Below are 24,453 nucleotides of genomic sequence, written 5' to 3' on the forward strand. Positions count from 1 at the left end.
AGGGTCCCATCGCAGGCGTGTCAGGGTCGTCCGAGCACCCACCCGCCACCATCACGACCCACCCCCAGAGCACCAGCGCGCAAAACTTCCTCATGGCCCCCTGTATCCTCGCTCCCCTCACCGGCGCAAAATCTTGCCATCCCCCCTCGCCCCTTCTTTTTGCTCGCTCCCTTCCCTGCCTCGGCCATTGGCGCGGCGGCTTTTTCTTCGGCGGCGCGCTCCTGATTGAGGGCGAGGAGGCGGGCGAGGACCTCGTCGCGGACGTCGTCGGGGAAACGATAGCGCCAGGGCTTTTTCTTGCGGGCCTTTCCGGCGGTCTCCTCGTCGATCCCGTCGTCCTCGTCATCGAGGAGGAAGGTGCAGGTGGGCCGAAGGTCGGTCCAGCCGTAGGCGTCGAGGACGGCGCGGTCCATGGCGTCGTGGAGGTCGCGGAGTTTTTGGATCTCGGGGTCCTCTTCCTCGGGATCGTGGAATCGGTTGTAGATGGCGGTGAGGCCCTGGTTGTTGCGGACCATCAGGGCGGCGCGATATTCGTAGGATTCGCGGCCGGCGGCTTCGAGGGCGGGATTTTGTTGCCAGTTCGGAGGGAAGGGGAAGGTTTCGCGAGGCGCTCTTCTCGATATGTACCACACTCACAACAACCGCGGCGACGCCTGGCCAGCGGTACCGGCGGGTGACCGCACAAATGACTCCGCCATGCTCACGGATCCACTGGAGTCCCGTGGTTTGTATCACCTTGCGCAATGCTGTTCGTCGCAAGCATCTTGGTATCAGGCGCCTCTTGCCCGAGCGAGCTGCTGCGGAGGCAAAGAAGCTCGACCTCAACCTGGCACGAAAGCGCGCTCCGAGCTTCGATGCGTTCGCGAAGAGGCTGACCGAGGTCGTCGAGCGCCTCCAAAAAGCCTCCCCCGCCTGATCTACCCCGTCACCTTCGTAGAGGTGACGGAGTTCCAGCGGAGGCTGTCGAGGTAGGCGCCGAAGAGAGGGGCAGGACGTCGAGGGTCACGCCCGTGGCGTCGTCGTCGACACACGCGAGGCGGACGAGGATGTCCTCGACGAGCCAGCGGCGGCCACGCACGCGGACGAACTGCCCGCGACCAGGGAGAAGGTCGGTGGTTTCCGTCGAAGGAGCGGGAGAAGAATGCAGGGGACACGCAGAGGGCGGCCGCCCCTCACGCACACCGATCGCACGTGCCGCGGAACTGGATCTCCAGCCCCTTCTTGCGCAGCGCCCGCGGGATGCCGCGCGCGGGCTTCACCTCGACGATCTCGTCGGGCAAGCACGCCACCTCGCCGCAACTGTTGCAGACGAAGTGCGGGTGCGTCCCGCTGTCGTGCTCGCCCCCTTCACGCACCAGCTCGAAACGCCAGACGTGATCCCCCACGTCGGTGCGTCGCACGAGGCCGACCTCCGTGAGGTCGATCAGGTTGCGGTAGATCGTCGCGCGGTCCCAGCCCTCGGGCTGGAGCTCGGCGCACAGGTCGCCGTGGCTCACCGGCGTCTTCTGGGCGAGCAGCCGCCGGAGCACGGCCAGGCGGGGAGCCGTCGCGCGCAGGCCCTTGTTCCGGACGAGCGAGCGCAGCTCGTCGATGCTGGGAGGGTCCGTCGAGCGCGCCATGTCTGTTCCCTACCCCGACCACGGTCGGGTCGCAATGGGGACAGAGGAGAAGCCGCAACGCGGATGCTGTTGCAGATGTCCACCCTGTGTAAGGAGATGGCCCCACCGGCGTTCTTTCTGTCTCGAAGCAGCGGGACAAGGTTTACCATCTGCAGATCGTTGGGGCGGGTCGTTCGTCGAAGGGCCTTCGGCGCGCCGCGCCTTCTGCTGGCTCGCACGTAGAGGTCTTCCCGATGAGAAAGATTCTGGCACCGATCGCGCTCCTCTGGCTTGCCGGATGCGCCAAGACGACGACCTTCGTCAAGAGCGACACCACGCTCGGCCGCGTCGTCGTCTACCGCAACGGCATCGCCTACTTCGAGCGCTACGCCGAGATCGACGGTGACTCGCTCCGGCTCAGCGTGCCGGGGGACAAGATCGACGATTTCTTGAAGTCGCTCACGGTCATCGACGCGACCACGGGCAAACCCGCGCCCGTCGCATACCCGACCTCCGGCTCGGCGTTCGTCGGACAAGAGAACAACCAGCAGAACAACCAGAACCAGCAGTACGGCGGTTCGAGCCTCGTCAACATGGAGATCCAGCTCCAGGGGCCGAAGCCGCACAAGCTCCTGCTCTCGTACGTGACCGAGGCCCCGTCGTGGAAGCCGAGCTACCGCGTCTCCGTCGGCAAGGACGGCAAGATGAAGGTCGAGGCGTGGGCCATCGTGGACAACACCTCAGGCGAGGACTGGAACAAGGTGAAGCTCGGCGTCGGGTCGAGCTCGGCGCTCTCGTTTCGCTTCGATCTGCGCTCGGTCCGCATGGTCCAGCGCGAAACTTTGCAGTCGAACGATCTCTTCGCGCAGGCGCCGCCCATGGGCGGCTCGACGTACGAAGGGGTGCCTGCGCTTCCGGGCGCAAAACCGGGCGGGGGCAAACGCGTGGTCGCGGAGCTCGACGACACGCGGCTCGCGAACGCGACGACCGTGGCGCGTGAAGAGCTGGAGCGCGCGCCCGTGGGCAAGGCCTCCGCGGCCGACAAGAAGAGCCACGGCGGCCCGACGACGGGCGCGCTCGGGGGCTTCGGCGGCGGAGGCGGCGGTACGCGCGCGCAGAGCGTACCGAAGCAAGAGCCAGCGCGCCGGCCAGCCCAGCCGTGGGCCGACGCCGCCGAGAACAAACCGAGGGACGACTCCGGCCTCGATCGGCTGGCCGCGCAGTACAAGAACTCGCGGCGGCAGGTGGTCGTGGAGGGGTATGCCGACGGGCGCGACGGCGACAAGTACGGCGCTTCGCTCGAACGAGCGAACCGCGCCCGCGAGCAGCTCATCCGCTCCGGGCTCGATCCCTCGCAGGTCGTGGCGGTGGGCAACGGCATGCAAGCCGGCCGCTCGGGCGGCGTCCGGATCGTCGAGGCGCCGGAGGAGGCGCAACAAGGGCAGATGCAGAACACGGCGACGCTCGATCCGAACGCGCCGGCGCCCGCGAGCGCCGAGCCGATCGGGACGTCGCACTTCGAGTCGCCCACGCCGATGACCGTGCCGCGCCTGACGAGCGCGATGGTGTCGATCCTGAGCACGGAGACCGAGGGCGGCTTCGTGTATTTCTACGATCCGGAGAGCGCGCGCGGAAACACGTCGTTCCCGTTCCGCGCGGTGCGCCTCAAGAACCCCACCGAGTCGGTGCTGGAGAGCGGGCCCGTGACCGTGTTCGGCGAGGGTCGGTTCATCGGCGAGGGCATGAGTGATCCGATCCCGGCGCGCTCGTTCGCGTTCGTGCCGTTCGCGCTCGATCGGCAGATCGTGGTGGAGCGCAAGGACGACACGCGCGACGCGATCGCCCGCATCCTCAGCGTGCAGCGCGGCGTGTTCTCCACGGAGGTCCGGCACACGCGCAAGAAGACGCTCGCCATGACGAACCGCCTTCAGGACAAGGCGACGGTGTACGTGCGGCACACGGTCTCGCCCGGGTTCAAGCTGTCGAAGGCGCCGCCGTCGCAGGAGCGGTTCGGCGAGTCGTACCTCTTCAAGATCGAGATCCCGGCGGGCGCGAAGGTCGAGGTCGACATCGAAGAGGAGACGCCGCTCTTCAAGAGCACCGACATCCGCAGCACGGTGGGGATGGAGATGGTGCGCGTGCACCTCTCCAGCGCGGCGGCGTCGGGGCCGTTGAAGGAGTCGGTCACGAAGCTGCTCGATCTCCAGAAGGAGATGGCGAACCTCGAACAGCGGATCACCACGTCACGCGAGCAGATGGCCGAATACCGGCAGCGCCTCGACGAGCTTCACGCGCAGATCGTGACGCTGAAGGTCGTGAAGAGCGGCGGGCCGCTCATGCAGAGCCTCGAAAAGAAGATGCAAGAGGTGAGCGATCGGATCTCGAAGGCCACGATCGATCTCGTGGCGCTGCAGGAGAAGCTCATGCTCGCGCGCATCCGCTTCCAGGACGGCGTCTCCGAGCTCTCGCTGGAGAAGGAGACGGCGGGTACGGACGGGAAAGACAGTTCGACGACGAAGATCTAGCGCCGCCAGGCGCGAAGCCATCTTTACACCCTCTCCCGGAGGGCTGTACGCTCGCCCCTGACTTGCAACCAGGGACGGTGCACGGATGAACCCAGGCGGTTACGGTGGCGGCGGGGGATACCCGCCCGGCGGTGGTTATCCTCCCGGCGGTGGTTATCCGCCCGGCGGTGGAATGCCGCCGTCTGGCGGAGGTGGCGGCTGGGGGCCGCCTCCGGGCGGTGCGCCGCCTCCGGGTGGGGGTGGTGGCTGGGGACAACCTCCGGCCGGCGCCCCGGGCATGGGGGCGTATGCACCTCCGCAAGGTGGGTATGGCCCGCCGCCCGGCCCGCCGATGGGCATGATGGGCGCGGGCGTGCCGGGTATTGGGCAGCGCGTCGTGTTCAATGGCGACGGCGGCAAGCTCTTCGGCACGTACCTGCTCTTCGCGATCGTGCCGGTCATCGTCGTCTACTTCATCCTCGGCATTTTCTTTGGTATCGGGACGGCGATCGAGAGCGCCGTGCGCGCGGGCGGCGCGATCCTCGCGATCTTCGGGGCCATCGGCGGCCTCATCGGCCTCGCCGGTATCCTCGTCGCGTCGGTGTTGTTCGCGAACAAGTACTACGCGTTCTATTACGAGGCGCTGCAGCTCGACGGTCAGCCCTGCCAGTACACGGGCACGCCGCAGGAGCTCGCGAAGGTGCTGATCGTCAACACGCTCCTCACGAGCGTCACCTGCGGCGTCTACACGCCATGGGCGATCGTGCGCATGAGGGAGTTCATCGACAGCAAGGTCCTCGTCGCCGGGCAGCCGGGGCGGCTCACGTTCCACGGCGATCCGGCGTCGCTGCTCGGCACGTACATCCTCGGCATGATCCTCGTGTATTGCACGTTCGGGATCTACGGCCCCTGGTTCGCGAACAACATCTTCGCGTTCATGTGGGAGAACACGAAGCTCGACGGCCGGGCCTACCAGTTCCGCAAGGATCCGGGCGGGTTCTTCGGGACGTACCTGCTCACGATCATCCTGTCGTCGATCACCTGCAACATCTATTACCCCTGGGGCATCTGCAACATCCTCAAGTGGGAAGCGGAGCGCGTCGCCTGACGCGTCCGAGCACATGCGTGAGAGCGCCGCAAAGCGGCTCCGCTTCGCCCTGCCGGCGCTCTCGATAGCCTCCCTCCTCGCCCTCCTCCCGCAAAGCACCTGCATCCTCCGCCTCGCGCTGGGGCTCCCCTGCCCCGCGTGTGGCCTCACGCGCGCGGCGCTCGCGCTCCTGCGCCTCGATCTCGCGACTGCAACCACCTTCCATCCGCTCGCGCTGCCGCTCGCGCTCGTCGCGATCACCACGGTCTTCGCCGCACTTTTCCTCGACGACGCGCGATGGAAACGGTTTGGCAGGGACGTCTCCGGCGGCAGCGCGGTCGCGATCATGGTCGTGTGGGCGCTTCGGTTTCTCGGCCTGTTCGGGGGGCCCGTGCCCTGAGATCACGCGGCGCGGCAAAGGATTCCACGGAAAAATCCGCTCGGGTGCACCACGCGTAGATGCAGAAACCAGGGAAAAGCCCCTTGTTTTCGGCTCTGACACGCGTGGTAGGATTACATTTATGCCCATCCTCGAGCTCAAGGTAGCTTCAGGCGCGGATCTCTCCGTTCGACGCTTCACGGTGGAGGAGAGCGTCTCGACCCTCTCCACGATCGCCGTGTGGGCCCGCTGCGAAGATCCGGACGTCGATCTCGAGGGCATCATCGGCAAGGACGCGTCGCTGAAGATCGTGCACGGCGTGCGCTTCGTCGCCGGGCTCGGATCACGCTCGTGGAAGGGCGTCGTGACGCACGTCGAGCAGGTCCACGGCGTCGCGCCGATCCCGGGGCAGAAGGCCGAGTCGACCTACTTCCTCCGGATCGCGCCGAAGGCCTGGCTGCTCACGCAGCGACGTGGTCACCGCATCTACCAGCACCTCTCGATCCCCGACATCATCGACAAACTCCTCGGCGAGTGGAGCATCACGCCCGTCTGGAAGATCGATCGCGGCACGTACCCGAAGCTCGAATACAAGGTCCAGTACGGCGAGAGCGACTACGCGTTCATGAGCCGCCTCGTGGAGGAGGCGGGTATCGCGTTCACGTTCCCCGACGAGGCGGGCACGAACATCACGTTCCACGACAAGCTGGAGAAGGGGCCGAAGCGCGGGGGTTTGCCCGTCCCGTACATCGAGGAGCCCAACCAGGAGTCGGAGAAGGAGTTCGTCACGAACGTGCGGCTCTCGCACGAGGTGCGGCCGGGCCTCGTGACGATGCAGGACTACAACTTCCGCAAACCCTCGTACACCCTGCGCACGCAGAGCCCGCGCGCCGCGGCGCCCGAGGATCGCTACGAGCAATACCACTACCAGCCGGGCGCGTTCCTCGTCGAGCCGGGCAAGGCCGACGACAACACGCCGGTCGCGGACGACAAGGGCATCGCGCGGCACGACGAGCCGTTCGGCAAGGGGCGCGCCGAGCGAGCGCTCCTCGCGCGGCGCATGGGCCGCGGGCAGGTCGCGTTCGACACGAACTGCCCCGACGTCGCGCCCGGCGCGATCTTCAACATCGGTCATCACCCGCATCCCGACATCACGGACGGGACGAACCTGCTCGTGATCGATCTGCGGATCGAGGGTTCGCCGCAAGACGAGTGGAACATCTCGGGGCGGGCGGTGTTCGCCGACGTCGTGTTCCGCCCGCCGCTGCGGACGCCGAAGCCGAAGCTCAACAACGTGCAGAGCGCGACCGTGGTGGGCCCCGCGGGGCAGGAGATCCACGTCGACGAGTTCGGCCGCGTGCGCGTGCAGTTCCCCTGGGATCGCGAGGGCAAATTCGACGACGGTAGCTCCTGCTGGATCCGCGTGAGCCAGGGCTGGGCCGGCACGGGCTACGGCATGATCGTGATCCCGCGCATCGGCCAGGAGGTGCTCGTCGGCTTCCTCGACGGCGATCCGGACATGCCGATCATCACGGGCCGCGTCTTCAACGCGACGCAGCTCGTGCCGTACGAGCTGCCCAAGTACAAGACGCGCAGCGCGTGGAAGAGCAACTCGTCGCTCGGCGGCAATGGCTTCAACGAGATCATGTTCGAGGATCTCAAGACGAAAGAGCTCGTGTGGATGCAGGCGGAGAAGAACCTGCGCAAGCTCGTGAAGAACGACGAGATCATCACGATCGGGCACGACCGGCAGAAGTACGTCGTGCGCACGGAGCTCGAGACGACGAGCGGCACGCGTATCGAGGTGACCGGCGTGAACCGCACGGAGATCACCGACCAGGATCGCAGCCTGTTCGTCGGAGACAACAGCCTCAAGATGGTGAAGGGCGACGAGCACGAGAAGACGGAAGGGAACATGAAGCTCCTGATCGAGAAGGATCAGGACGTCGTCGTCCGGCAGATGAAGCGCGAGCGCGTCGAGAAGGACATGAGCCTCTACGTCGTCGGCAACCGCAACGAGCGCGTGGACGGCACGCTCTCGCTCACCGTCGACAAGAACCACTACGAGAAGATCGCGAAGAACGCGGCGCTCGAAGTGACGAAGGAGCTGCACCTCAAGGCGGGCACGTCGATCGTGATCGAGGCGGCCAAGGACCTCACGATCAAGGGGCCGGGCGGTTTCATTCGTATCGATTCGAGCGGCGTGACGATCCGCGGCACGCTCGTGCGCATCAACAGCGGCGGCAGCGCGGGCTCGGGCGCGGGGGCGAATCCCATCCTGCCTGACGAGGCGCTGCTCGCCGTGGTGGAGGAGCCGGATCGCCCGAAGCCGATCGACCTGCGCGTCGACGGGATCGGCCAGTAACGAGAGGAGCGGGACATGCCTGCAGCAGCACGCGTGACGGACATGCATACCTGCCCCATGTGCGAGGGACCGAAGCCCCACGTGGGGGGCCCGATCATCTCGGGGGAAATGACCGTGCTCATCGGGTTCATGCCGGCGGCACGGATCAGCGACAAGGCGATCTGCATCGGGCCGATCGACTCGGTCTCGCAAGGCGAGTCGACCGTGCTCATCGGCAACCAGCCGGCGTCGCGCATGGGCGACTCGACGGCGCACGGCGGCAAGATCGTGATCGGTTGCCCGACGGTGAACATCGGCTCGTCGCCGCAGGCGGAGACGCTGCGCACGGACGAACCCTTCTGCGAGGAGTGCGAGCGCGCGAAGAAGAAGCGGGAGGCGGCTCGAAAGAACCGGGAGGCGTAGGCCATGCAGCGGGCGATCGTCGAGCTGCGCTGGGGCGCGGAGGCGGGCACGAAGCGGATCCTGTCGGCGGGGGATCGGCTGCGGGTCGGTCGCAAGCCGAAGGCGCAATGGGTCGTGCCGGACGACACGATGTCCGGGGTCCATTTCGAGGTCACGTACGACGGGTCGCGTTGCGAGGTGCGGGACCTGAAGAGCGCGGTGGGGACGCTCGTCGGGGGGCAGAAAATCGACGCGCCGAGGGAGGTCGGCCATGGCGGCTGGATCCGCGCGGGCGGCAGCGATTTCATGGTCTATTACGAGGCCGCGACGCCGCCCGAGGACGACCCGGCCGACGTGATGCTCGACGCGGAGGAGGGTGATCTCGAGCCGCTCGAAGCGTGCTGGGTCGAGGAGAACCGGCCGCGGCTCGAACGCGAGCGCGCGGGGCGGCAGGCGCGCAAGCAGGCGGCGCTCGACGTGCTCCGGCAGATCGACGGGCCCCTCTTCGCCGTGGTCGACGCTGCGCGGAGCGATCGCATCCTCACGTTGCTGCGCGAATCCGTCGAGGGATATCGCTCGCTTTACGAGGGGCTCGAAGGCGAGACGCTCGCGCACGTCGCGCCGTACCTCGTGGAGCTTCCGCGTGGCTCGGGGCTCCTCGACAGGCTCGTCCGGGAGGGATTCCAGAAGCGGTGGGGGATCTTCATCGAGTATCCGCGGAGCTTCAAGGAGCTGCGGTCGCACCTGCGCCGCTTCTTGATGGTGGCGGACGCGGACACGCGGAAGAAGTTTTATTTCCGCTTCTATGACCCCGGGGTTTTGCGGGTCTTCTTGCCGACGACGACGCCCAAGCAACGGGCGGAGCTCTTCGGTGAGATCACTGCGTTCCGCGTCGAAGACGAGCACGGCCGCCTCGCGCGGCACGTGCCGGTGGAGGCCTGATGCTGCTCATCACCCGCGATCAACGCGAACGAGCCGGCGATCCCGCGTTCGTGACGCGCGTCGTGCGTCACCTCAAGCTCTATTATTTCGAGGAGCTTTGCCTCCTCAAGGACGAGGTCCTGCGCAACCGCGTGGTTCATTGCATCGCGCGGGCGCGGAAGCACGGGCTCACGTACGAGATGTGCCTGACCCTGTTCACGGCGAACATGCTCCGCATCAACCCGGCCTACGACGAGCATCCGGCGCTCGCGGCGATCCTCGCCGATACGTCGCGGCCGGAGGAGAAGCGCATGGAGGCCCTCATCTTCGAGGCGACTCCGGAGGACTGGGACGAGGCCGAGCGGCAGTGTGATGCCGAGGCGTACTGGAAAGACGTGGATGCTGCCGTGATGGAGGAGAACTGAGCCATGGCTTCGGCGATCCAACGAGCGCTCGAAAACCTCGCGAATGCGCAATCCATGCCGCTCAAGCCGCCGAGCGGGACGAAAGAGTGCCCGGACGGCCGCGTCCGCATCGGCGTCTTCTTCGACGGCACGGGCAACAACAAGTGGCGCGACTGGGGCAACGGCGCGAGCAACAGGAAGCTCGACTTCGAGGCCACCGATTTCCTCAACGACGCCGAGCGCCAGAAGCCGAACGGCAAGGGCAAGCGGGTCGGGATGAACGGACCGACCAACGTCGCGAAGCTCTTCGAATGTTACAAGCCGTCGGACATCCCGAAGCTGCACAAGGTCTATCACCACGGCGTCGGCTCGGACTTCGATTACGACGATAAAACGGCCAAGGACACGCCGGGCGGGGTCACGAAACGGTATGGCAACGGCATGGCGGGCGGCGGGCTCGGCTTCGGGGGCAAGGAGCGCATCCGCTGGGGGCTGAACCAGCTCGCCGAATTCTATACCCGGCACGGCAACCTGATCGTCCCGCACAAGCTCTTCGACGTCTTCGGCTTCAGCCGCGGCGCGGCGCTCGCGCGTGATTTCGTGAACGAGGTCAAGACCACGGGCGTGCGGAACCTGGAGGTCCCGGTGAAGACCGAATACATCCGGGTCCCCGCCGGCCGCGGCGGGACGGTGCTCGTGCCGCGCGAGGTCTTCGAGCGCATTCCGGACAACCAGATCACGCCCAAGTTCATGGGGGTCTTCGACACCGTGAACATGTTCAACACGGGCGACAGCTTCCTGCTCCAGGTCGATCACTCGTACGTCGAGTATTGCGTGCATCTCGTGGCCGAGGACGAGTTCCGCATGCTCTTCCCGCTCACGTCGATCTTCATGGATCCGAACGACCAGAAGGGCTGGCGCCAATCGACGCGGGACAAGTACCAGAAGCCCATTCGCTACAAGAAATGGATGCTCGAGCTCTGGTACCCCGGCTGCCACAGCGACGTCGGAGGGTCGTACCTCGATCGCGGCGACAAGCCTCCCGTGCCTCCGCGGACAGTTCGGCAGGTCGACCAGTTCGGCGTCCCGTTCGAATACACGATACCGGGCCAGCCGTCGGTGCCCGGAAAGAAGAAAGAGCTCGCGCACATCCCGCTGCTCGACATGCATACCGCCTGCAAGAAGGCGCTCGTCCCCATCAACCCGCTCAGCATCCTGCCGGCCCACATGTACGTGATCCCGGATCGGCTCGCCACGATCTACGCGCAATACGTCGCGTTCCGCAAGGGCACCGATTACGCGCAGCACACGGAGAAGGGCGAAGGCGACCAGCCGCGGTACATCCACGCGTACGAGGACAGCGAGTTCCGCAAGCGGTTCTACACGGAGACACGCTACAAGGATTGGCTCCAGCCGTGGAACTGGCACCGCGACGACCCCAACGCGCGCGAATCCCAGCCCTTCGTGCAGGAGCTCACGCGCGATTACATCCACGATTCGTCCGCCGAATTCTCGCTCACGGGCTGGGCCGAGAAGAACGTCGTGCAAACGCGCCTCCAGCGAACGATCGTGTATGCCGACGCGCAGCCCTCCGTGGGCGCCCCGGGGAAGATCGGCAACGAAGCAGGCGTGCGCGAAGACAACCTGCCGAAAGATTGAGCCATGGCGACCCTCGAATTGAGCTTCGAATGCGGTGAGTCCTCGCTCTCGGTGCGCCGGTTCTCGATCCACGAGGCGGTCTCGACGCCGTTCACCGTCTCGATCTGGGCCCGCTCGGAGAGCCCCACGGTCGACGTCGCGGCCATCGCGGGCTACCCGGCGATCTTCAAGGTGCGCTCGGGCTACAAGAACCTCACGAGCGCCGACCTCCGCGTCTGGAGCGGCTACGTGAGCTTCATGGAGCAGACGCACGCCGAGCGCCGGCAGACGAAGGTGCACTCGACGTACCATTTCCGGATCGTGCCGCACCTCTGGCTCACCGACCAGCGGCGCAATCACCGGATCTTCCAGCACCTCTCGATCCCCGACATCGTGGACAAGATCCTCGACGAGTGGGGCATCAAGCGCGCGTGGAAGATCGACCGCGGCAAATACCCGAAGCACGAATTCAGGGTCCAGTACGGGGAGACCGAATTCACGTTCATCAGCCGGCTCCTCGAAGAGGCCGGCATCGCCTACACGTTCCCCGACGTGGACGATTCGGGCTCGCTGCTCACGCTCAGCGACGCGTTGCACACGAACGCGCCGCGCCCGGGGGCGCCCGTGCCGTACGAGCACAACCCGACGATGGAAGCCGAGCGGGAGTTCATCTCGCGCATCGCGCTCGTGCGCGAGGTGCGCCCCGGCGCGCTCGTGATCCGCGATTACGACTTCCGGCGGCCCGATTACAAGCTCATCGGCGAGGCGCCGAAGGCCGGCGACGAGGCGCGGTTCGAGCAGTACCATTACATCGCGGGCGGCATGTTCGTCGAGGCGGGGCGGGGCGGTGGCACCCCCGTGGCCGACGACAAGGGCGTCGCGCGGCACGACGACGCGACGGGCACGGCGCGCGCGACGCGGGCGCTCGAGGCGGCGCGCGCGGATCGCGGCGGGATTGCTTTCGAGAGCAACCTGAACGACCTCACGCCGGGCGTCGTGTTCCGCATCGACAACCACCCGCACGCGGACGTCGCGCGGCCCATGCTGACGACGGACACGATCTTCGAGGGGACGGCGGAGGGGGAATGGCAGATCGTCGGGCACGCCGTCTTCGCGGACGTCGCCTACAGGCCGCCGCTCGCCACGCCGCGGCCGGAGGTGCTCGGCGTGCAATCCGTGCGGGTCGTCGGGCCTCAAACGGGGGACGATGTCGACCAGGCGATCCACGTCGACGAATTCGGCCGCATTCGCGTGCAGTTCCCCTGGGACCGGCATGGCGAGAGCGACGAAAACAGCTCCTGCTGGATCCGCGTCGAGGAGGGCTGGGGCGGCACGGGATATGGCTGGCTCAACCTGCCGCGCGTGGGGCAGGAGGTCCTCGTGACGTTCATCGAGGGCGATCCGGACCGGCCCGTCATCGCGGGCAGGCTCTACAACCCGGAAAAACCCGTCCCTTACGCGCTGCCCGAGCACAAGACGGTCAGCACGTGGAAGAGCCAGTCGATCCCGAGCCAGAATGGCTTCAACGAGATCAAGTACGAGGACCAGAAGGGCGAGGAGCTCTTCTTCATGCAGGCGGAGAAGAACCTGCGCAAGCTCGTCAAGAACGACGAGATCGACACCGTCGGCAATGTCCGCGACAAACACGTGACGGGCATGTTGCTGGAGACCGTGGGCAAGGACCGGGTGCAGGTGACGAACGAGAAGCGCCTCGAAATGACGGGGCGCCTGCACCACATCCGGATCGGGCGCCACCGCTTCCAGCTCATCCGCAAGGACGAGACCGAATACAACTTCAGCCACCGCCGCCTGCTCGTCTTCAAGAACAAGGACGTCGTCGTCCGCGGGCACAAGCGCGAGCGCAACGAGTGGGACCTGCACGTCCGCGTGAAAGAGGACCGCAAGGACCGGACGGGCAAGGATCACTCGCTCATGGTCTACCAGGAGCGGCACGAGAAGGTCGGCAGCGATTACGCGCGCGAGACGGGCAAGGAGCTCCATTTCAAGGTCGGCGAGGAGCTCGTCGGCGAGACGAAGGACGCCACCCTGAAGGGGCCGGGCGGATTCGTGCGGATCGACATGACCGGGGTCGTGATCTCGGGGACGAAGGTCGATATCAACGTGAGCGGCCGAGCCGGGCATGGGCATGGCTCGCACCCGAAAGAGATCGCGAAGGCCAAGGAGGCGAAGACGGAGACCGGCTTCACCCACGTGCCCGAGAAATCGCCGGCGTTCGCGACGGTCTCGGCGCTCGCGGAGACGCTCAAGCCCAAGATTCCGCGCAAGGGGCCCGCGGCCGTTCGTTATGCGGCGCTCATGAGCATCGCGCTCGAAGGCAACGTGACCACGCCGCCGAGCGGCGCCGTGTTCTGGTCGGGCGGCGGCGACAAGGCGGGGTACGTGGCCGAGCAGCTCGCGAGAGAACGCTCGGCGGGCGGCACGCCGAGCGCGCGCCTCGAAATGACCCCGGGCGGCGACGCGCTCGTGAAGGCCGCGGACGGCGACGCGTGGGAGGTCCAGGACAAGGCCTGGCGCGCGATCTCGGGCAGGCTCGCGGACGGCGCGAGCGGCGAGATCAACGTGGTCGTCTCCTACATGCCGCTCGGCATGTCGGCGATCTTCCGCGAGGAGGTGCAAGTCCTCCTCGACAATGAGAAATACACGTCGATCAACGTCCTTTTGATGCAAGAGAGCGCGACGGGCAAATACACGGACAAGGCCGGAAAAACCTACGACCTCGTCCCCGTGCCGCTCGAGGACGTGCTGGCGGTGCCCCCGCCGAAGAAGGCATCATGAGCACCGAACAGCGATCCCAGGCATTCAAGCGTTTCGTCGACAGCGTCGAGAAGCCCGGTGAAGACTTCCGGGAGTCGGTCGACGTGGAGACGCTCCTCTCCCTCGAAAAAGAGGAGCGGCGCCCGGCCGAGGAGCTGCTCATGGAGCGGCTCTTGGTCGACGATTGGCGCGCGCCGGCCGCACTCGCCGCCGCAAAGACGCGCGGCGCCGTCATGCCCATGCAAAGGGCCTTGCCCGACGCGAGCGGGCGCATGAAGGTGGCCATCGCGCGCGCGCTCGAAGACCTCGACGCGATTCCCAAGGCCGACCCGATCGTCGCGGAGGTGATTCGCGAGGGCGACGAGGACAGCGGTCCGCCGGCGGTGGTCGCGGCCGGGCAGATGAAATCACCGGAGATTCGCGACGCGCTCGCCTGGGCCTGCATTCATCACCCGTCGCGCGTGGTCCGTGTCAGCGCGGGCGCGACGCTTCTTTATATGGCAGGCCTCGCCAAAAGCCCGCTCGCGCTCGAGTTCCGCCCCCTCATTCGGGGCCTGCGCGAGGACGACGAGGCGACGCGGCGCGCCACGTTTGCGCAGATTTGCCACCTCGTCGGCATGCCGCCCGAGCTCGCCGATACCTGATCTCACGCGGAGGAGCGCACCATGTATCGTCTCACGGGTTCGGTCGGCCAGGGCGGGCGCAACGCGCACGACGACGTGCTTCTCGTCCAGAAACAGCTCAACAAGAACGCGCACATTGCGTCCGCGATCGGCACGTTGCCCGAGACCGGAATCATGGACGAGGCGACGCTGCGCGCGATCCTCGCGTTCCAGCGTTCCGTCGTGCGGCTCGGCTCGCCCGACGGGCGCGTCGATCCCCACGGACGAACCTGGCGCATGTTGCTCGGGGATCAGCCCCAGGCGACGAACGTGGCGTTCGTGCAGCTCTCGGGGGAAAACGGCAATTTTTATCTGTACGAGGCGCAGGACCGGGTCTGGGGCACGGCGTCGACCATTCAATCGATCCGGAACGTCGCCGCGGTGTTGAAGCCGCACGGGTTCGAGATCGCGATCGGGGACATCAGCTTCCAGCAAGGCGGCCGGATGGCGCCGCACGGCTCGCACCGGCGCGGCACGGATGTCGACATTCGGCCGGTGCGCGCGGACGGGCGACGGGCGCCGGTGACGATCACGGATCCGAATTACAGCCACGCGCGGACGAAGCTGCTCGTGGAGGCGCTGCACGCAGAGCCGAACCTGAAGCTCATCCTGTTCAACGATTCGAAGATGGCCGGCGTGCGCTTCTGGGAAGGGCACCACAACCATCTGCACGTGCGCTTCGAGGAGTAACGAGCCGCCTCACGCGTGGTCCTCGGCCGGCTCGCCCGTTCGCGCGAGGGCAGGGATTGCACATCCGCGCAGGCACGCTCGGGGCGCGAGCATTGCTTCGCCTTCGAGGCACGGTTCGCGTCGATGGTCCACAGGCGCGCCTCGGAGGTACACCATGGGTTACGTTCTGCGATCCCTGTTCGCGATGCTGCCCGTCCTGTCGATGGTCGCCCCTGCGGCGGCGAACGAGGCGAACATCCTGGCGAATACGCGATGGGAGCTCGAATCCCTGATCGAGGGAAGGACGATGTGGGAGCCCTCCGGGAGGACCGAGGTCACGCTGGAGTTCCAGGCGGACGGGACCGCGACTGGCAGAGCCCCCTGCAACTACTACTTCGCCTCCTACACGGTCGAGGGTGACACGCTCTCGATGTCCTCCGCGGGGAGCACGAGAATGTTCTGCGAGGGCGTGATGGAACAGGAGGGCCGGTACCTCCGAGCGCTGGCGCAGGCCAACACCTTCCAGCTCGTGGGAGATGAACTGAGAATCGAGTACGGCAATGGGCAGGGCACGCTCATCTTCGAGAAAGATGACTGATGGCGAGACCTGCCCGCGTCAGCGCCGGTCGTGCGATGATTGCACCCGGCCGATGGCGAGCGCCTTGAGCGCGGCCGGGTGCGGCTCGTACTGGTCTTCCTGGAAGTAGAGCTCGACGAGCAAGCGCGCGCGGAACTTCTGGAAGAGCGGGAGCTTTTTCGTGATGTCGTCCGGCAGGTAAACGGGCGCGGGGCGCGCGCCGGTGCCGGTGCTCGTATGCAAGTGGGCGCGGATCGCCGTCATGCCGAGGACCTGGCGCTTCTGGTAATGGCGCCCCTCGATGAGCGCGCGCTCCATTTGCATATCGAGCGCGTCGGGGCCGAGGGCGCGGCGGCCGCGCTGGTAGGCCTCGCGAATACGCGCCGTGTATCCCTCGACGATCGGCGCAGGGCAGAGCTGTTCGGGCGAGGTCAAGAATTCGCGGGCCTCGCGCAGCGCCGTCTTGAGCCCCTCGTCGGCGCCCGCGATGGGCGTCGCCACGGCCATGGCGGCTTCGAGGGTCTTCCGTTCGTCGAAGGGGAAAGAAAGCTCGCCGGCGAGCAGGAGCAAGGACGGGACGAACTTGTTGCCCGGTCGAACGGCCGCGCCGAGCTCGGCTTCGAGCTGATCGACGTCCTGGGAGGCGCCGCGCGAGAGGATCTCGAAGATGTCGCGCGTATCCTCGACGATGATCGGGTCCTTCGTCGGGGCCGGATCGTTCAGCGACTCGTCGGCGGCCTCGTCCTCCATTTCGTCGAGAATGGCGCGCCAGACGGGCACGCGGCAGATGCGCGCGACGCTCTCGGGGTTGTACCAGATCAAATGCAGGACGTCGCGCGCGTCGAGCCGACCCGAGGGGCGGACGCCCGCGCCGAAGGCCGTGGCCGGGAGGCGGCCGTCGTCCCGTTTGCCCGCGGTCGTCGTTGCATTCGAGGGGCCCGCCGCCGCATTGCTGGCGCCGAGGACGCCGGCGCTCGCATCCTGCGGGGACGCTTGTGCCGCGGCGGCCGAGGCGGCGACGACGACCTGGCCAATGGATTGCCCGGCCGGGGCCTCCCCACGGCTGATGCCTGCACCCCACACGCTATCGTCGGCAGGACGGGACGCGCCGCCCGGCTGCGAGCCGCGCGGGACGGGCGGCGGCGGCTGCACGGGCGCGGGCGGCGGCGGGGCCACGACGGGCGGCGGCGGGGCCACGACGGGCGACGGCGGCGCCGCGGGCGGCTGCCCGGGCATACTCTGCGCACTCCAGCCCGACGACGAGCTCCGCGCCGGGGGCGGAGGCGGCGCCTTCGGCGCTTGCGGCGCTTGCGGTGCTTGCGGCGCTTGCGGTGCTTGCGGCGCGGGGGTCGCGGTGGGCCAGGGGTTTGCGGCCTGGCTTGGCTTGGCAAACGGGAGCCCGCCCGAGGGCGTCGTCCGCTCGTCCCATATCGCCCGCGGCTGCGCCGGCTGCGCGCTCGTGGCGGCGAAGGGAAGCCCGCCCGATTGCGTCGTGCGTTCGTCGGTGATGTTGTGGGCGGGCGCGGCGGCCCTCACGAACGGGAGCGCGCCTTTCTGCCGCGGCGCCGGACCCCCGTGCAGATCCGTGGGAATGACGGTATCGATCCCCTCGTCGTCGGCCGCGATCATCGTCATCGTCGCGGCGCGCGGCTTCGGCGGCGGAGGAATGACCGGCTCCGGGCTCACGGGCCTCCCGGGGACGGCCGGCGCGATGGCGACGACATTCGTGGCCTCTTCGAGCGTCACCACGATGCGGCCCGGCTCTTCGAGGCGTTCGAGCTGAATACGGCCGCGGAACGTCAACGTCGCGAGCTGGCGATCGGTGTCGATCCAGAGCGTATCGCAGGCCAAGGCAAGGACCTGCGTGCCGCCCCGACCTTCGAGCACGGCGCGGGGGCGGAGCCCCGGCAGGTTCGTGACGAGGCGGGGGATTTGCGGGTGCATGTTTTCGAGGACGATGCGCGCGTCCTCGGCGAGCTCGCCGAGCTGCTGGTCGCCGGGCGCGACATTGAAATACGAACGATCGAGGTCCTCGGGCAAAGGGGCCGCAATGAGGGAATGCGGGGTGAAGCTCGCGGCATACCGGCCGAGCTTTCCGTGGCGGAGCGGCCAGCCCGGGGCGACCGGGCCAAACCCGACGGGCGCGATGGGGGTGCTGGCGGAGCTGACGAGGAGGCCCGGCGGCTGGAGGTTCGGCAGCTTGATGCGGCCGAAGGAGTCGCGGACGTCCACACGCACGCCGACGGGGTTCGAGGTATCGGGGCCGCCCGCGGCGCGCTCGTACGCGAGCGACATGCGGGCGAATCGCTGGCCCTCGACGAGGGCGCCCTCGGCGGTGAAGGTGCGGTCCTGGTGGACCTCGATCGATTTGTCGAGGTCGCCGACGATGAGACGCGCGAAGAGGGAGCGGACGGGTTGTCCTTGCGGCGCGAACGCGGAGCCGACGAGCGTGACGTCGATGCGCGGCTTGAGGGGGGCGAGGTCGCTCGCGGCGAAGAGGCTCCGGGCGTCGTCGTCGTCCCAGTGGGAGTCCTCCTCGTGCACCGGCTCCTGGGCCGGGGCGAGGGGCGATTTTCCGGGCTGGATCTGGCACGTCGCCTTGGCGACGAACGTGAGGGTCCAGGCGCCGGGTCCGGACTGCCAGATCATCGACGCGACCGGCAGCGGGGAGAGGGATACGACCTCCATTCGGCGAGGTTAAACCATCGGACTCCCCCGTTACCAGGTCATTGCATCGAAGCGCCGCCGTTCGGATCCGGCGGCAGCGGAGGCCTCCGCGCGAGCAGGTCGAGGGCGGCGGAGCGAAGCACGGCGGGGACCTGGGTCGACGCTGCGACGTCGGCGAGCTCGTGGCGGAGGAGCTGCGAGAGGACGGGCACGGAGAGCTCGGGCGGCGTGCCGGGATTCAGGACGAACGCCATGCGCACGCGGGCGCGGGCCATCCAGCGCGCGGAGCGAGCGACCTCGGAGGCGATTTCGGGCTTTTGCGGCCGCTTGGCGGCGATACGGACGACGTCGTCCTCGGTGAGGCGCGGATTGGCGAGCAGGTTCTCGATGACGCGCGGATGCGGGTCGGCGAGGAGTTTGTCGAGGATCCCGCGCGAGGGCTTGCGCGCGAGGGCACGGCGCTCGCCGAGGGAGAGCGGCCGGCCGCCGGGTTCGAGGGCGATGCCGCGGTGCTCGATCGGCGAGACGGCGTGGGGTTCGGCGTGTTTGACTTTGCGGCGGAGGAGGCGGGCGAGGGCGAGGAGCGAGGTGTCCTTGGCGACGACGCGGAGGGCGCCGACGAAGCCGGCGTGCAGGGGGTCGCCGAGGAGCGGGAGCAAGGCGGCGAGGACCTCGCGGGCGGGGGCTTCCGTCTGTTCGGCGCGGGTGGCGATCTCGTCGAGGGCGCGGGCCGCGACGGACGCGCCGGCGTCTTCGAGGGTGCGCAGGACGAGCGCGGTGCGCATGCCGAGGTCGGCGAGCGCGGGGACGACCTTGCAGAGGCGCGCGGCGAGGGCCGCGGAGGGATCGTCGGAGGCGGTGGAGCCGGGCTTCAAGGGGAAGCGGACACCGTAGCAGGAACGAGGGGGTGGCAGGGTCGATCGATGTCGCGGACGGGCTCGGCGATGTCGTCGGGCCGAGTGGACGATCTCGTCGGGTCGGGTCGACGATCGCGCGGGTGCCGTCGACGATGGCGCGGGCCGGGGCGACGATCTCGTCGGGCCGGGTCGACGATCACGCGGGCGCCGTCGACGATGTCGCGGGCCGGGTCGACGATGTCCTCGGGCCGGGTCGACGATCGCGCGGGCGCCGTCGACGATGTCCTCGGGCCGGGTCGACGATCGCGCGGGCGCCGTCGACGATGTCCTCGGGCCGGGTCGACGATCGCGCGGGCGCCGTCGACGATGTCCTCGGGCGCGCTCGACGATTTCGCGGGCGCGCTCGATGACCTCTGGTCAAGCCGTCTCGCGGGCAAGGAAGCGGACCTCGCAAGCGAGGTCGACGATGGTCGCGCGAGGCGACGGGCAAAGGTCGGCGGCAAGGTCGCCGTTCATGCCTGCGGCTGGACGTGACGAGCGCAGATACGCCCGGGGGATGCAAACGAATCGTCTCGGCGAATGGATTGCGTGCCCGTGAGAATACGCGGACCTCGTGGCGGCACACGCCATGCGCTCGTACGCGCGGATGGCTCGACGCTCCACGGCCGGCCCCCGTCGTTTCCGTATCTGGCACGGACATCGCAATGGAGTGTGGCCAGCCGTCGGCGTGGGGCTCTCCCCACGTGCAAAGCGGATCACGCTCGGACACCTCGCTCGCGATGAGGAAGGAAGGGACTTGGCATGACGACCTCGAACAGGGCCATCAAGACATTTCTCCAGGCGAACAGCGCCGCTCCCTCGCTCAGGTCCGGCGGCGTCGATCGCGCCGCGCGGAGCTTCCTCGTGGCAGACGAGGAAATCGAGCGCATCGAGGCAATGGTCGTCGCGAAACAGCCGGACCTCCCCCTCCTCCTCCTGCGCGCGGACGCGACGTATGAACCGATCGCCGAGGAGATCCGCCATCATCGCGCCTACCAGCACGTGCCCCGCAGCCTGGTGGGGCCGTCCGGCGAGCTCCAGGGGCTGCTCGCCCTGCAGGCCCTCGTCCCGCAGATCCAGAAGGAGAACGAGCCGACGTGGCGTCCGGAGCTCGTCGAGGAGCTCTCCGGGGCGGCGAAGCAGCTCCTCGACATCGAGGTGCCGGCGGACCTCGTCGAGGTCTACCGCTTGGCGCGGAAGACACGCGGGGACGCCGTGAAGGCGCTGCTCGACGCGGATCTCTTCCCACGCGAAGGTCCGAGGAGCGACCCGCGCATCGATACGGTCAAGAAGGGGCTCCCGGGGCGAGATGACCGGGGCTCCGAATGGGCGGACTCGGTCGTCCAGGTCACGGCGAACGGATTGAAGCCGAAGGTGGGCTCGGGCGTGTTCCTCGGTTCGTACCTGGTCCTGACCGCGGCGCACGTGGTCGTGGGCGCCCACTCCGTGACGGTCGGCTCACCGAGGCTCGGCCGTTCGTTCAGGGTTCGCGATGTGAAGGTGCATCCCGGGTTCTCGCAGGGCCGCGTGGATTGCGACTATGCGCTCATCGAGGTCGAACACGCGCCCGGCCTCGGGGTCTGGCGCAAGCGCGACTTCGGCGCCTCGGGCGGGCGCCATTCCGTGGTGCGGTATGGCTTCCCGACGAGCGGCTCGCGCTTCGGCGAGGGCTCGGTGGAGCGGATCGGGAACGGCCGCGCCTTTTTCTCGGACGATCTGACCGTGCCCCCGGGCGCCAGCGGCGGCGGTCTTTTTCATGCATCGGGGGACAAGGTCTACCTCGTGGGAATCACGACCAATGACGACACACCAACGGGGCCCAACAAATCATACGTGGGGCTCGCATTGAGCGGCATGTACGAATTACTCCCGGAGAAGCAATGAGAACACATCGAGCACATTCCTTTGGTTCGGCCATGGCCGTCCTTCTTGCGGCCCTGTCGCCCACGCTCCCGGCGCCCGACGCGGCGGCGCAGAGCAAGCCCGCCAAGCCCGCCGCGGCGAGCGACACGAAGAAGCCGGCGAACAAGGGCAACGCAGCGGCGAAGGCCGGCGCGGCCAATGCAGCAGCAGGCGAGGAGGCTCCGGCGAAGCCGCGCGATCCCGATGCCCCCGAGCCGCCGATCGATGACGGGCGCGCCTCCGGGCAAACCAGGAGCACGGCGCCCGCGATGCGCGTATTCGAGCTGAAATGGCCCAATCTGGAGGACATGACGCGGCGGATCTGCGGCGATGGCGCCGAGTCGGGTGCGGTGAAGGGAACGCTCTCGTGCACGGGTGGCGGATATCAGGCCTGGTTCCGTATCCAGGAGGGATCGAGCTACAGGTCGTCCCCTCCGCGGACGAGCATGGAGACGGCATGCGCCGCGGCGGAAAAGGTGGCGAAGTTGGTGGATTTCGACAAGCCCGGCGCGGCGCCGACGAAAGACCTCCTGAAGGCATGCGGGAAGCGGGAGGACCCGGCTCGCCTCGTGGCCCAGCTATGCAAGACGCTCCCGGACAAGTCGTCCATGCGCACGGCGCTGGAATGCACCGACAGCGCAGGCTGGACGTCCCAGGCCACGAGCCGCGCTTCGTCCTGGGAAGCAAAGGACGTCAAGACGCCTAGCCAAAAAAAAGAGACACTGTGCGATGTCGTGCTCAACACCCCGGGCGCCGACGGACTGCGGACGATCCCTGAATACGACGAGCTCCACGAGCTCTGCAAGCCGCGCACCAAGCGGGCAGGCGCCGGGATCGCGCTCGCTGCGTTCGTCGCCCCGATGCTCCAGGGCGCCGGCGACTTCTTGAAGGAGCGCGCCCAAGAGGAGCTGCTCGCGTTCGCCGTGGAGAACATCGGCGAGAAATTCTGCGGCGCGGGCGAGGATTATGGCTTCGAGGACCTGCAGACGTTCGCGAAGCACAAGCTCACGATCAAGTACGAAAAAGACAAGACGGGAACGCTCGCCGATGTGGAAGGCTTCGCGCTCGGCACCAGCAAACCCATTGCATGGCTCGATTCCACGGAGCTCACGGGCCTGCGCTGGTCCGATCCCATCCTCGCGGCTCGCTCGGCGGCGACCCTCCCGAACGGGGTGGCGGTCGGGTACTGGGCGCTCGGCTCCGTGGACAACAAGAAAGCACGCGAGCTCCGGACGAACGCGATGTCGAACCGAGACCTGGCCTCGGGCTCCATGTTCTTCCCGGAGACGTGCGCCACGTTCCTCCCCCGCGGGCTCCGCGGGCATGCGGACGTCGACGCCATCTACAGCGGCCGGCTGCAACGCGTGCTCGCGGGCGAGGTCATGACCCTGCCGATCCGCCTGCTCTCGCTCGAGGGTCTGCCGCTCTCCAAGGCCACCGCGACCGCCACGGAAGAGAAGCAACTCCGGATCATGGCGTACACGCTGGCCACGCAGCTCCTGGGCACCGTGCAGACCAAGAAGCCTGCGCTCGAGTTCCTCGAAGGTCTCGAGCCGGCCATCCGGAAGGCGCTCGAAGCCGAGAAGGACGAGAAGGGCACGAGCGCCTTGCCGACGGATTGCAAGTTCCAGAAAGGCACCGCGCCCTCGTTGCCCTGCGTCCTCGGGCTGTTCTTCACGATGGCCTCGAAGACCCAGATCATGCTGGAGCAGCTCGACGCCGAGAAGTTCCCTCCCGAGCAGCTCGGATTCAAGTGGATCGAGGAGGGCACGAAGAGCTTCTGCGAGGGGTACGGAGGCGAGACGGACGGGAACAAGTGTGTCTTCGGCGGGCTCGCCGAGACCGAGGTCGCCGTATGGAACGAGCTCCAGGCGATGGTGCAGGCGATCGCCGACTTCCACGACGCGGTCAGCGCCGTCGAGGCGCAATACAAGGCGGCGCTCGCATCGAAGCCGCCCATGGTGGCCGGCGCCGAGGCGGCGGAGGGCGTCGCGGCGGCCCTCGACGCGCTGACCGGCTCCATGCTGAGCCTCGGCGAGGCCATCGCGAAACACGTGGGGACCACGCAAGGGTCGTCGAACGGATTGGGGAACGGGCTGAACAAGCTCCAGCAGTTGAAGCAGGTGACGGGCCTGGTCCACGAGGGGCTGAAGGCGACGACCGCGGCGACGCGGCAGGACTATCGCGCCGTCGCGGCGAGCCTCCACGTCATGCTCAACAGCCCGCTCGTGGCACCGTACATCCACGAGAAGACGAAGAAGGGCCTCACGTTCGTATTCGCGCTCGGCCAGGCGAAGACGAGGGACGACGTCCGCAAGCTCCTCGATGAGCACGCCGCGCCCCTCGGCAGCTACCGGGCGAAATACGTCGGGACGAACCGGTGGTTCATCAACGGATTCGTCGGGCTCGGCGGCTCCTACAACTTCTGGACAATGCGCAGGCGCGAGAAGAACAGCGTGATCCAGAGGCCGGACGACTTCAGCTTCGTCCCCTTGTCCGCCCCCATCGGGATCGACTGGACGATCGTCTCGCGGAAGACGCAGAACGTGGGCCTGACCCTGACGGTGCTCGATCCCCTGGCGCTTCGGGTCGTGGAGCGTGAGGATCAGGAGGTGGAGTACGATTTCGACGGCGTCGTGTCGCCGGGCTTGTTCGTGCGCTGGGGGATGTTCCGCTCGCCCATCGCCCTCATGGGCGGGGTACGCTGGCAGCCCTTGATGAAAGCGGGCGCCACGGATTGCGGGGCCGGCGGCAAGCAGGCATGCTGGCAGGGGCCGATGCAAGTCATGCTCAACGTCGCGGTCGACCTGCCCATCTATCCGCTCGATTGACCGGCGCCACCGGCAAGCGCGCCCTTGTCCGGTCAAACGATCCCGGCCATCACCTCGAACGCGAGCTCGTACCGCCCGAACGGCGGCACGATGCAAGCCCCCGCGACGCGGTTTCCCACCGCTGCGAGCAACCTTCATCGCGAAATACGGTCCCGGCGGGGAGCGCATCTTCCGCAGGAAAATCGCAACGGAGCCAA

At 67.6% G+C, this 24,453-nt stretch carries 19 protein-coding genes; 15 read left to right on the forward strand and 4 right to left on the reverse strand.

Features of this window, described 5'->3' with window-relative positions:
• Window positions 1-20 precede the first annotated feature (20 nt).
• Entirely contained in the window at window positions 21-515 is a 495-nt protein-coding gene (locus POL67_RS46795; RefSeq protein WP_271928216.1) for a hypothetical protein, read from the reverse strand.
• Window positions 516-1,172: 657 nt separating this feature from the next.
• Window positions 1,173-1,619, reverse strand: coding sequence for a Fur family transcriptional regulator (locus POL67_RS46800; protein WP_271928219.1), 447 nt, complete (start codon window positions 1,617-1,619; stop codon window positions 1,173-1,175).
• A 233-nt stretch (window positions 1,620-1,852) separates the two neighbouring features.
• Here POL67_RS46800 and POL67_RS46805 point away from each other — a divergent pair, with 233 nt between their 5' ends.
• The 12 genes from POL67_RS46805 to POL67_RS46860 all read left to right on the forward strand — a co-directional run bounded on the left by POL67_RS46805 (window position 1,853) and on the right by POL67_RS46860 (window position 15,981).
• Complete coding sequence (locus POL67_RS46805; protein WP_271928221.1) at window positions 1,853-4,123, forward strand: DUF4139 domain-containing protein; 2,271 nt, start codon at window positions 1,853-1,855, stop codon at window positions 4,121-4,123.
• 85 nt (window positions 4,124-4,208) lie between these two features.
• Window positions 4,209-5,210: a DUF898 family protein gene (locus POL67_RS46810; protein WP_271928223.1), complete on the forward strand. Its 1,002-nt coding sequence runs from the start codon at window positions 4,209-4,211 to the stop codon at window positions 5,208-5,210.
• A 13-nt stretch (window positions 5,211-5,223) separates the two neighbouring features.
• Complete coding sequence (locus POL67_RS46815; RefSeq protein ID WP_271928226.1) at window positions 5,224-5,589, forward strand: DUF2752 domain-containing protein; 366 nt, start codon at window positions 5,224-5,226, stop codon at window positions 5,587-5,589.
• Window positions 5,590-5,710: 121 nt separating this feature from the next.
• Entirely contained in the window at window positions 5,711-7,933 is a 2,223-nt protein-coding gene (locus POL67_RS46820; protein ID WP_271928229.1) for a type VI secretion system Vgr family protein, read from the forward strand.
• Window positions 7,934-7,948: 15 nt separating this feature from the next.
• Window positions 7,949-8,335 carry a PAAR domain-containing protein gene (locus POL67_RS46825; protein WP_271928230.1) on the forward strand — a complete coding sequence of 129 codons (387 nt, stop codon included), beginning with the start codon at window positions 7,949-7,951 and terminating at the stop codon, window positions 8,333-8,335.
• A 3-nt stretch (window positions 8,336-8,338) separates the two neighbouring features.
• Window positions 8,339-9,256 (forward strand): DUF4123 domain-containing protein, encoded by a 918-nt coding sequence (locus POL67_RS46830; RefSeq protein ID WP_271928232.1) that lies wholly within the window; start codon window positions 8,339-8,341, stop codon window positions 9,254-9,256.
• Window positions 9,256-9,660, forward strand: a complete 405-nt coding sequence (locus POL67_RS46835; protein ID WP_271928235.1) for a hypothetical protein — start codon at window positions 9,256-9,258, stop codon at window positions 9,658-9,660. Before POL67_RS46830 ends, POL67_RS46835 begins: the two co-directional genes overlap by 1 nt.
• A 3-nt stretch (window positions 9,661-9,663) precedes the next feature.
• A complete protein-coding gene (locus tag POL67_RS46840; protein ID WP_271928238.1) occupies window positions 9,664-11,298 on the forward strand; it encodes a T6SS phospholipase effector Tle1-like catalytic domain-containing protein in 1,635 nt (544 codons plus the stop codon).
• 3 nt (window positions 11,299-11,301) lie between these two features.
• A complete protein-coding gene (locus POL67_RS46845) occupies window positions 11,302-14,073 on the forward strand; it encodes a type VI secretion system Vgr family protein (RefSeq protein WP_271928241.1) in 2,772 nt (923 codons plus the stop codon).
• The gene (locus tag POL67_RS46850; protein WP_271928244.1) at window positions 14,070-14,696 is read left to right on the forward strand and encodes a HEAT repeat domain-containing protein; all 627 of its coding nucleotides are present in this window, start codon (window positions 14,070-14,072) and stop codon (window positions 14,694-14,696) included. Before POL67_RS46845 ends, POL67_RS46850 begins: the two co-directional genes overlap by 4 nt.
• Before the next feature lie 21 nt (window positions 14,697-14,717).
• The gene (locus POL67_RS46855) at window positions 14,718-15,404 is read left to right on the forward strand and encodes a penicillin-insensitive murein endopeptidase (protein ID WP_271928246.1); all 687 of its coding nucleotides are present in this window, start codon (window positions 14,718-14,720) and stop codon (window positions 15,402-15,404) included.
• 154 nt (window positions 15,405-15,558) lie between these two features.
• Window positions 15,559-15,981 carry an META domain-containing protein gene (locus POL67_RS46860; protein WP_271928247.1) on the forward strand — a complete coding sequence of 141 codons (423 nt, stop codon included), beginning with the start codon at window positions 15,559-15,561 and terminating at the stop codon, window positions 15,979-15,981.
• Between the two features lie 18 nt (window positions 15,982-15,999).
• Here the strand turns inward: POL67_RS46860 and POL67_RS46865 are convergent, their stop codons facing one another.
• Window positions 16,000-18,648 (reverse strand): DUF2169 family type VI secretion system accessory protein, encoded by a 2,649-nt coding sequence (locus tag POL67_RS46865; RefSeq protein WP_271928250.1) that lies wholly within the window; start codon window positions 18,646-18,648, stop codon window positions 16,000-16,002.
• Window positions 18,649-18,686: 38 nt separating this feature from the next.
• A complete protein-coding gene (locus tag POL67_RS46870) occupies window positions 18,687-19,502 on the reverse strand; it encodes a hypothetical protein (RefSeq protein ID WP_271928251.1) in 816 nt (271 codons plus the stop codon).
• Window positions 19,503-19,850: 348 nt separating this feature from the next.
• On the opposite strand from POL67_RS46870, the gene POL67_RS46875 reads away from it, so the two are divergent.
• The 3 genes from POL67_RS46875 (at window position 19,851) to POL67_RS46885 (ending at window position 24,256) form a co-directional block, all read left to right on the forward strand.
• On the forward strand, window positions 19,851-20,018 hold the full coding sequence (locus POL67_RS46875) for a hypothetical protein (RefSeq protein ID WP_271928253.1): 168 nt from the start codon (window positions 19,851-19,853) through the stop codon (window positions 20,016-20,018).
• A 267-nt stretch (window positions 20,019-20,285) separates the two neighbouring features.
• Complete coding sequence (locus POL67_RS46880; protein ID WP_271928254.1) at window positions 20,286-21,407, forward strand: trypsin-like serine peptidase; 1,122 nt, start codon at window positions 20,286-20,288, stop codon at window positions 21,405-21,407.
• Window positions 21,408-21,439: 32 nt separating this feature from the next.
• Window positions 21,440-24,256, forward strand: a complete 2,817-nt coding sequence (locus POL67_RS46885) for a hypothetical protein (protein ID WP_271928256.1) — start codon at window positions 21,440-21,442, stop codon at window positions 24,254-24,256.
• Window positions 24,257-24,453 lie beyond the last annotated feature (197 nt).

The sequence above is a fragment of the Polyangium mundeleinium genome (assembly GCF_028369105.1).
In the GTDB taxonomy this organism is placed as follows: Bacteria; Myxococcota_A; Polyangia; order Polyangiales; family Polyangiaceae; genus Polyangium; species Polyangium mundeleinium.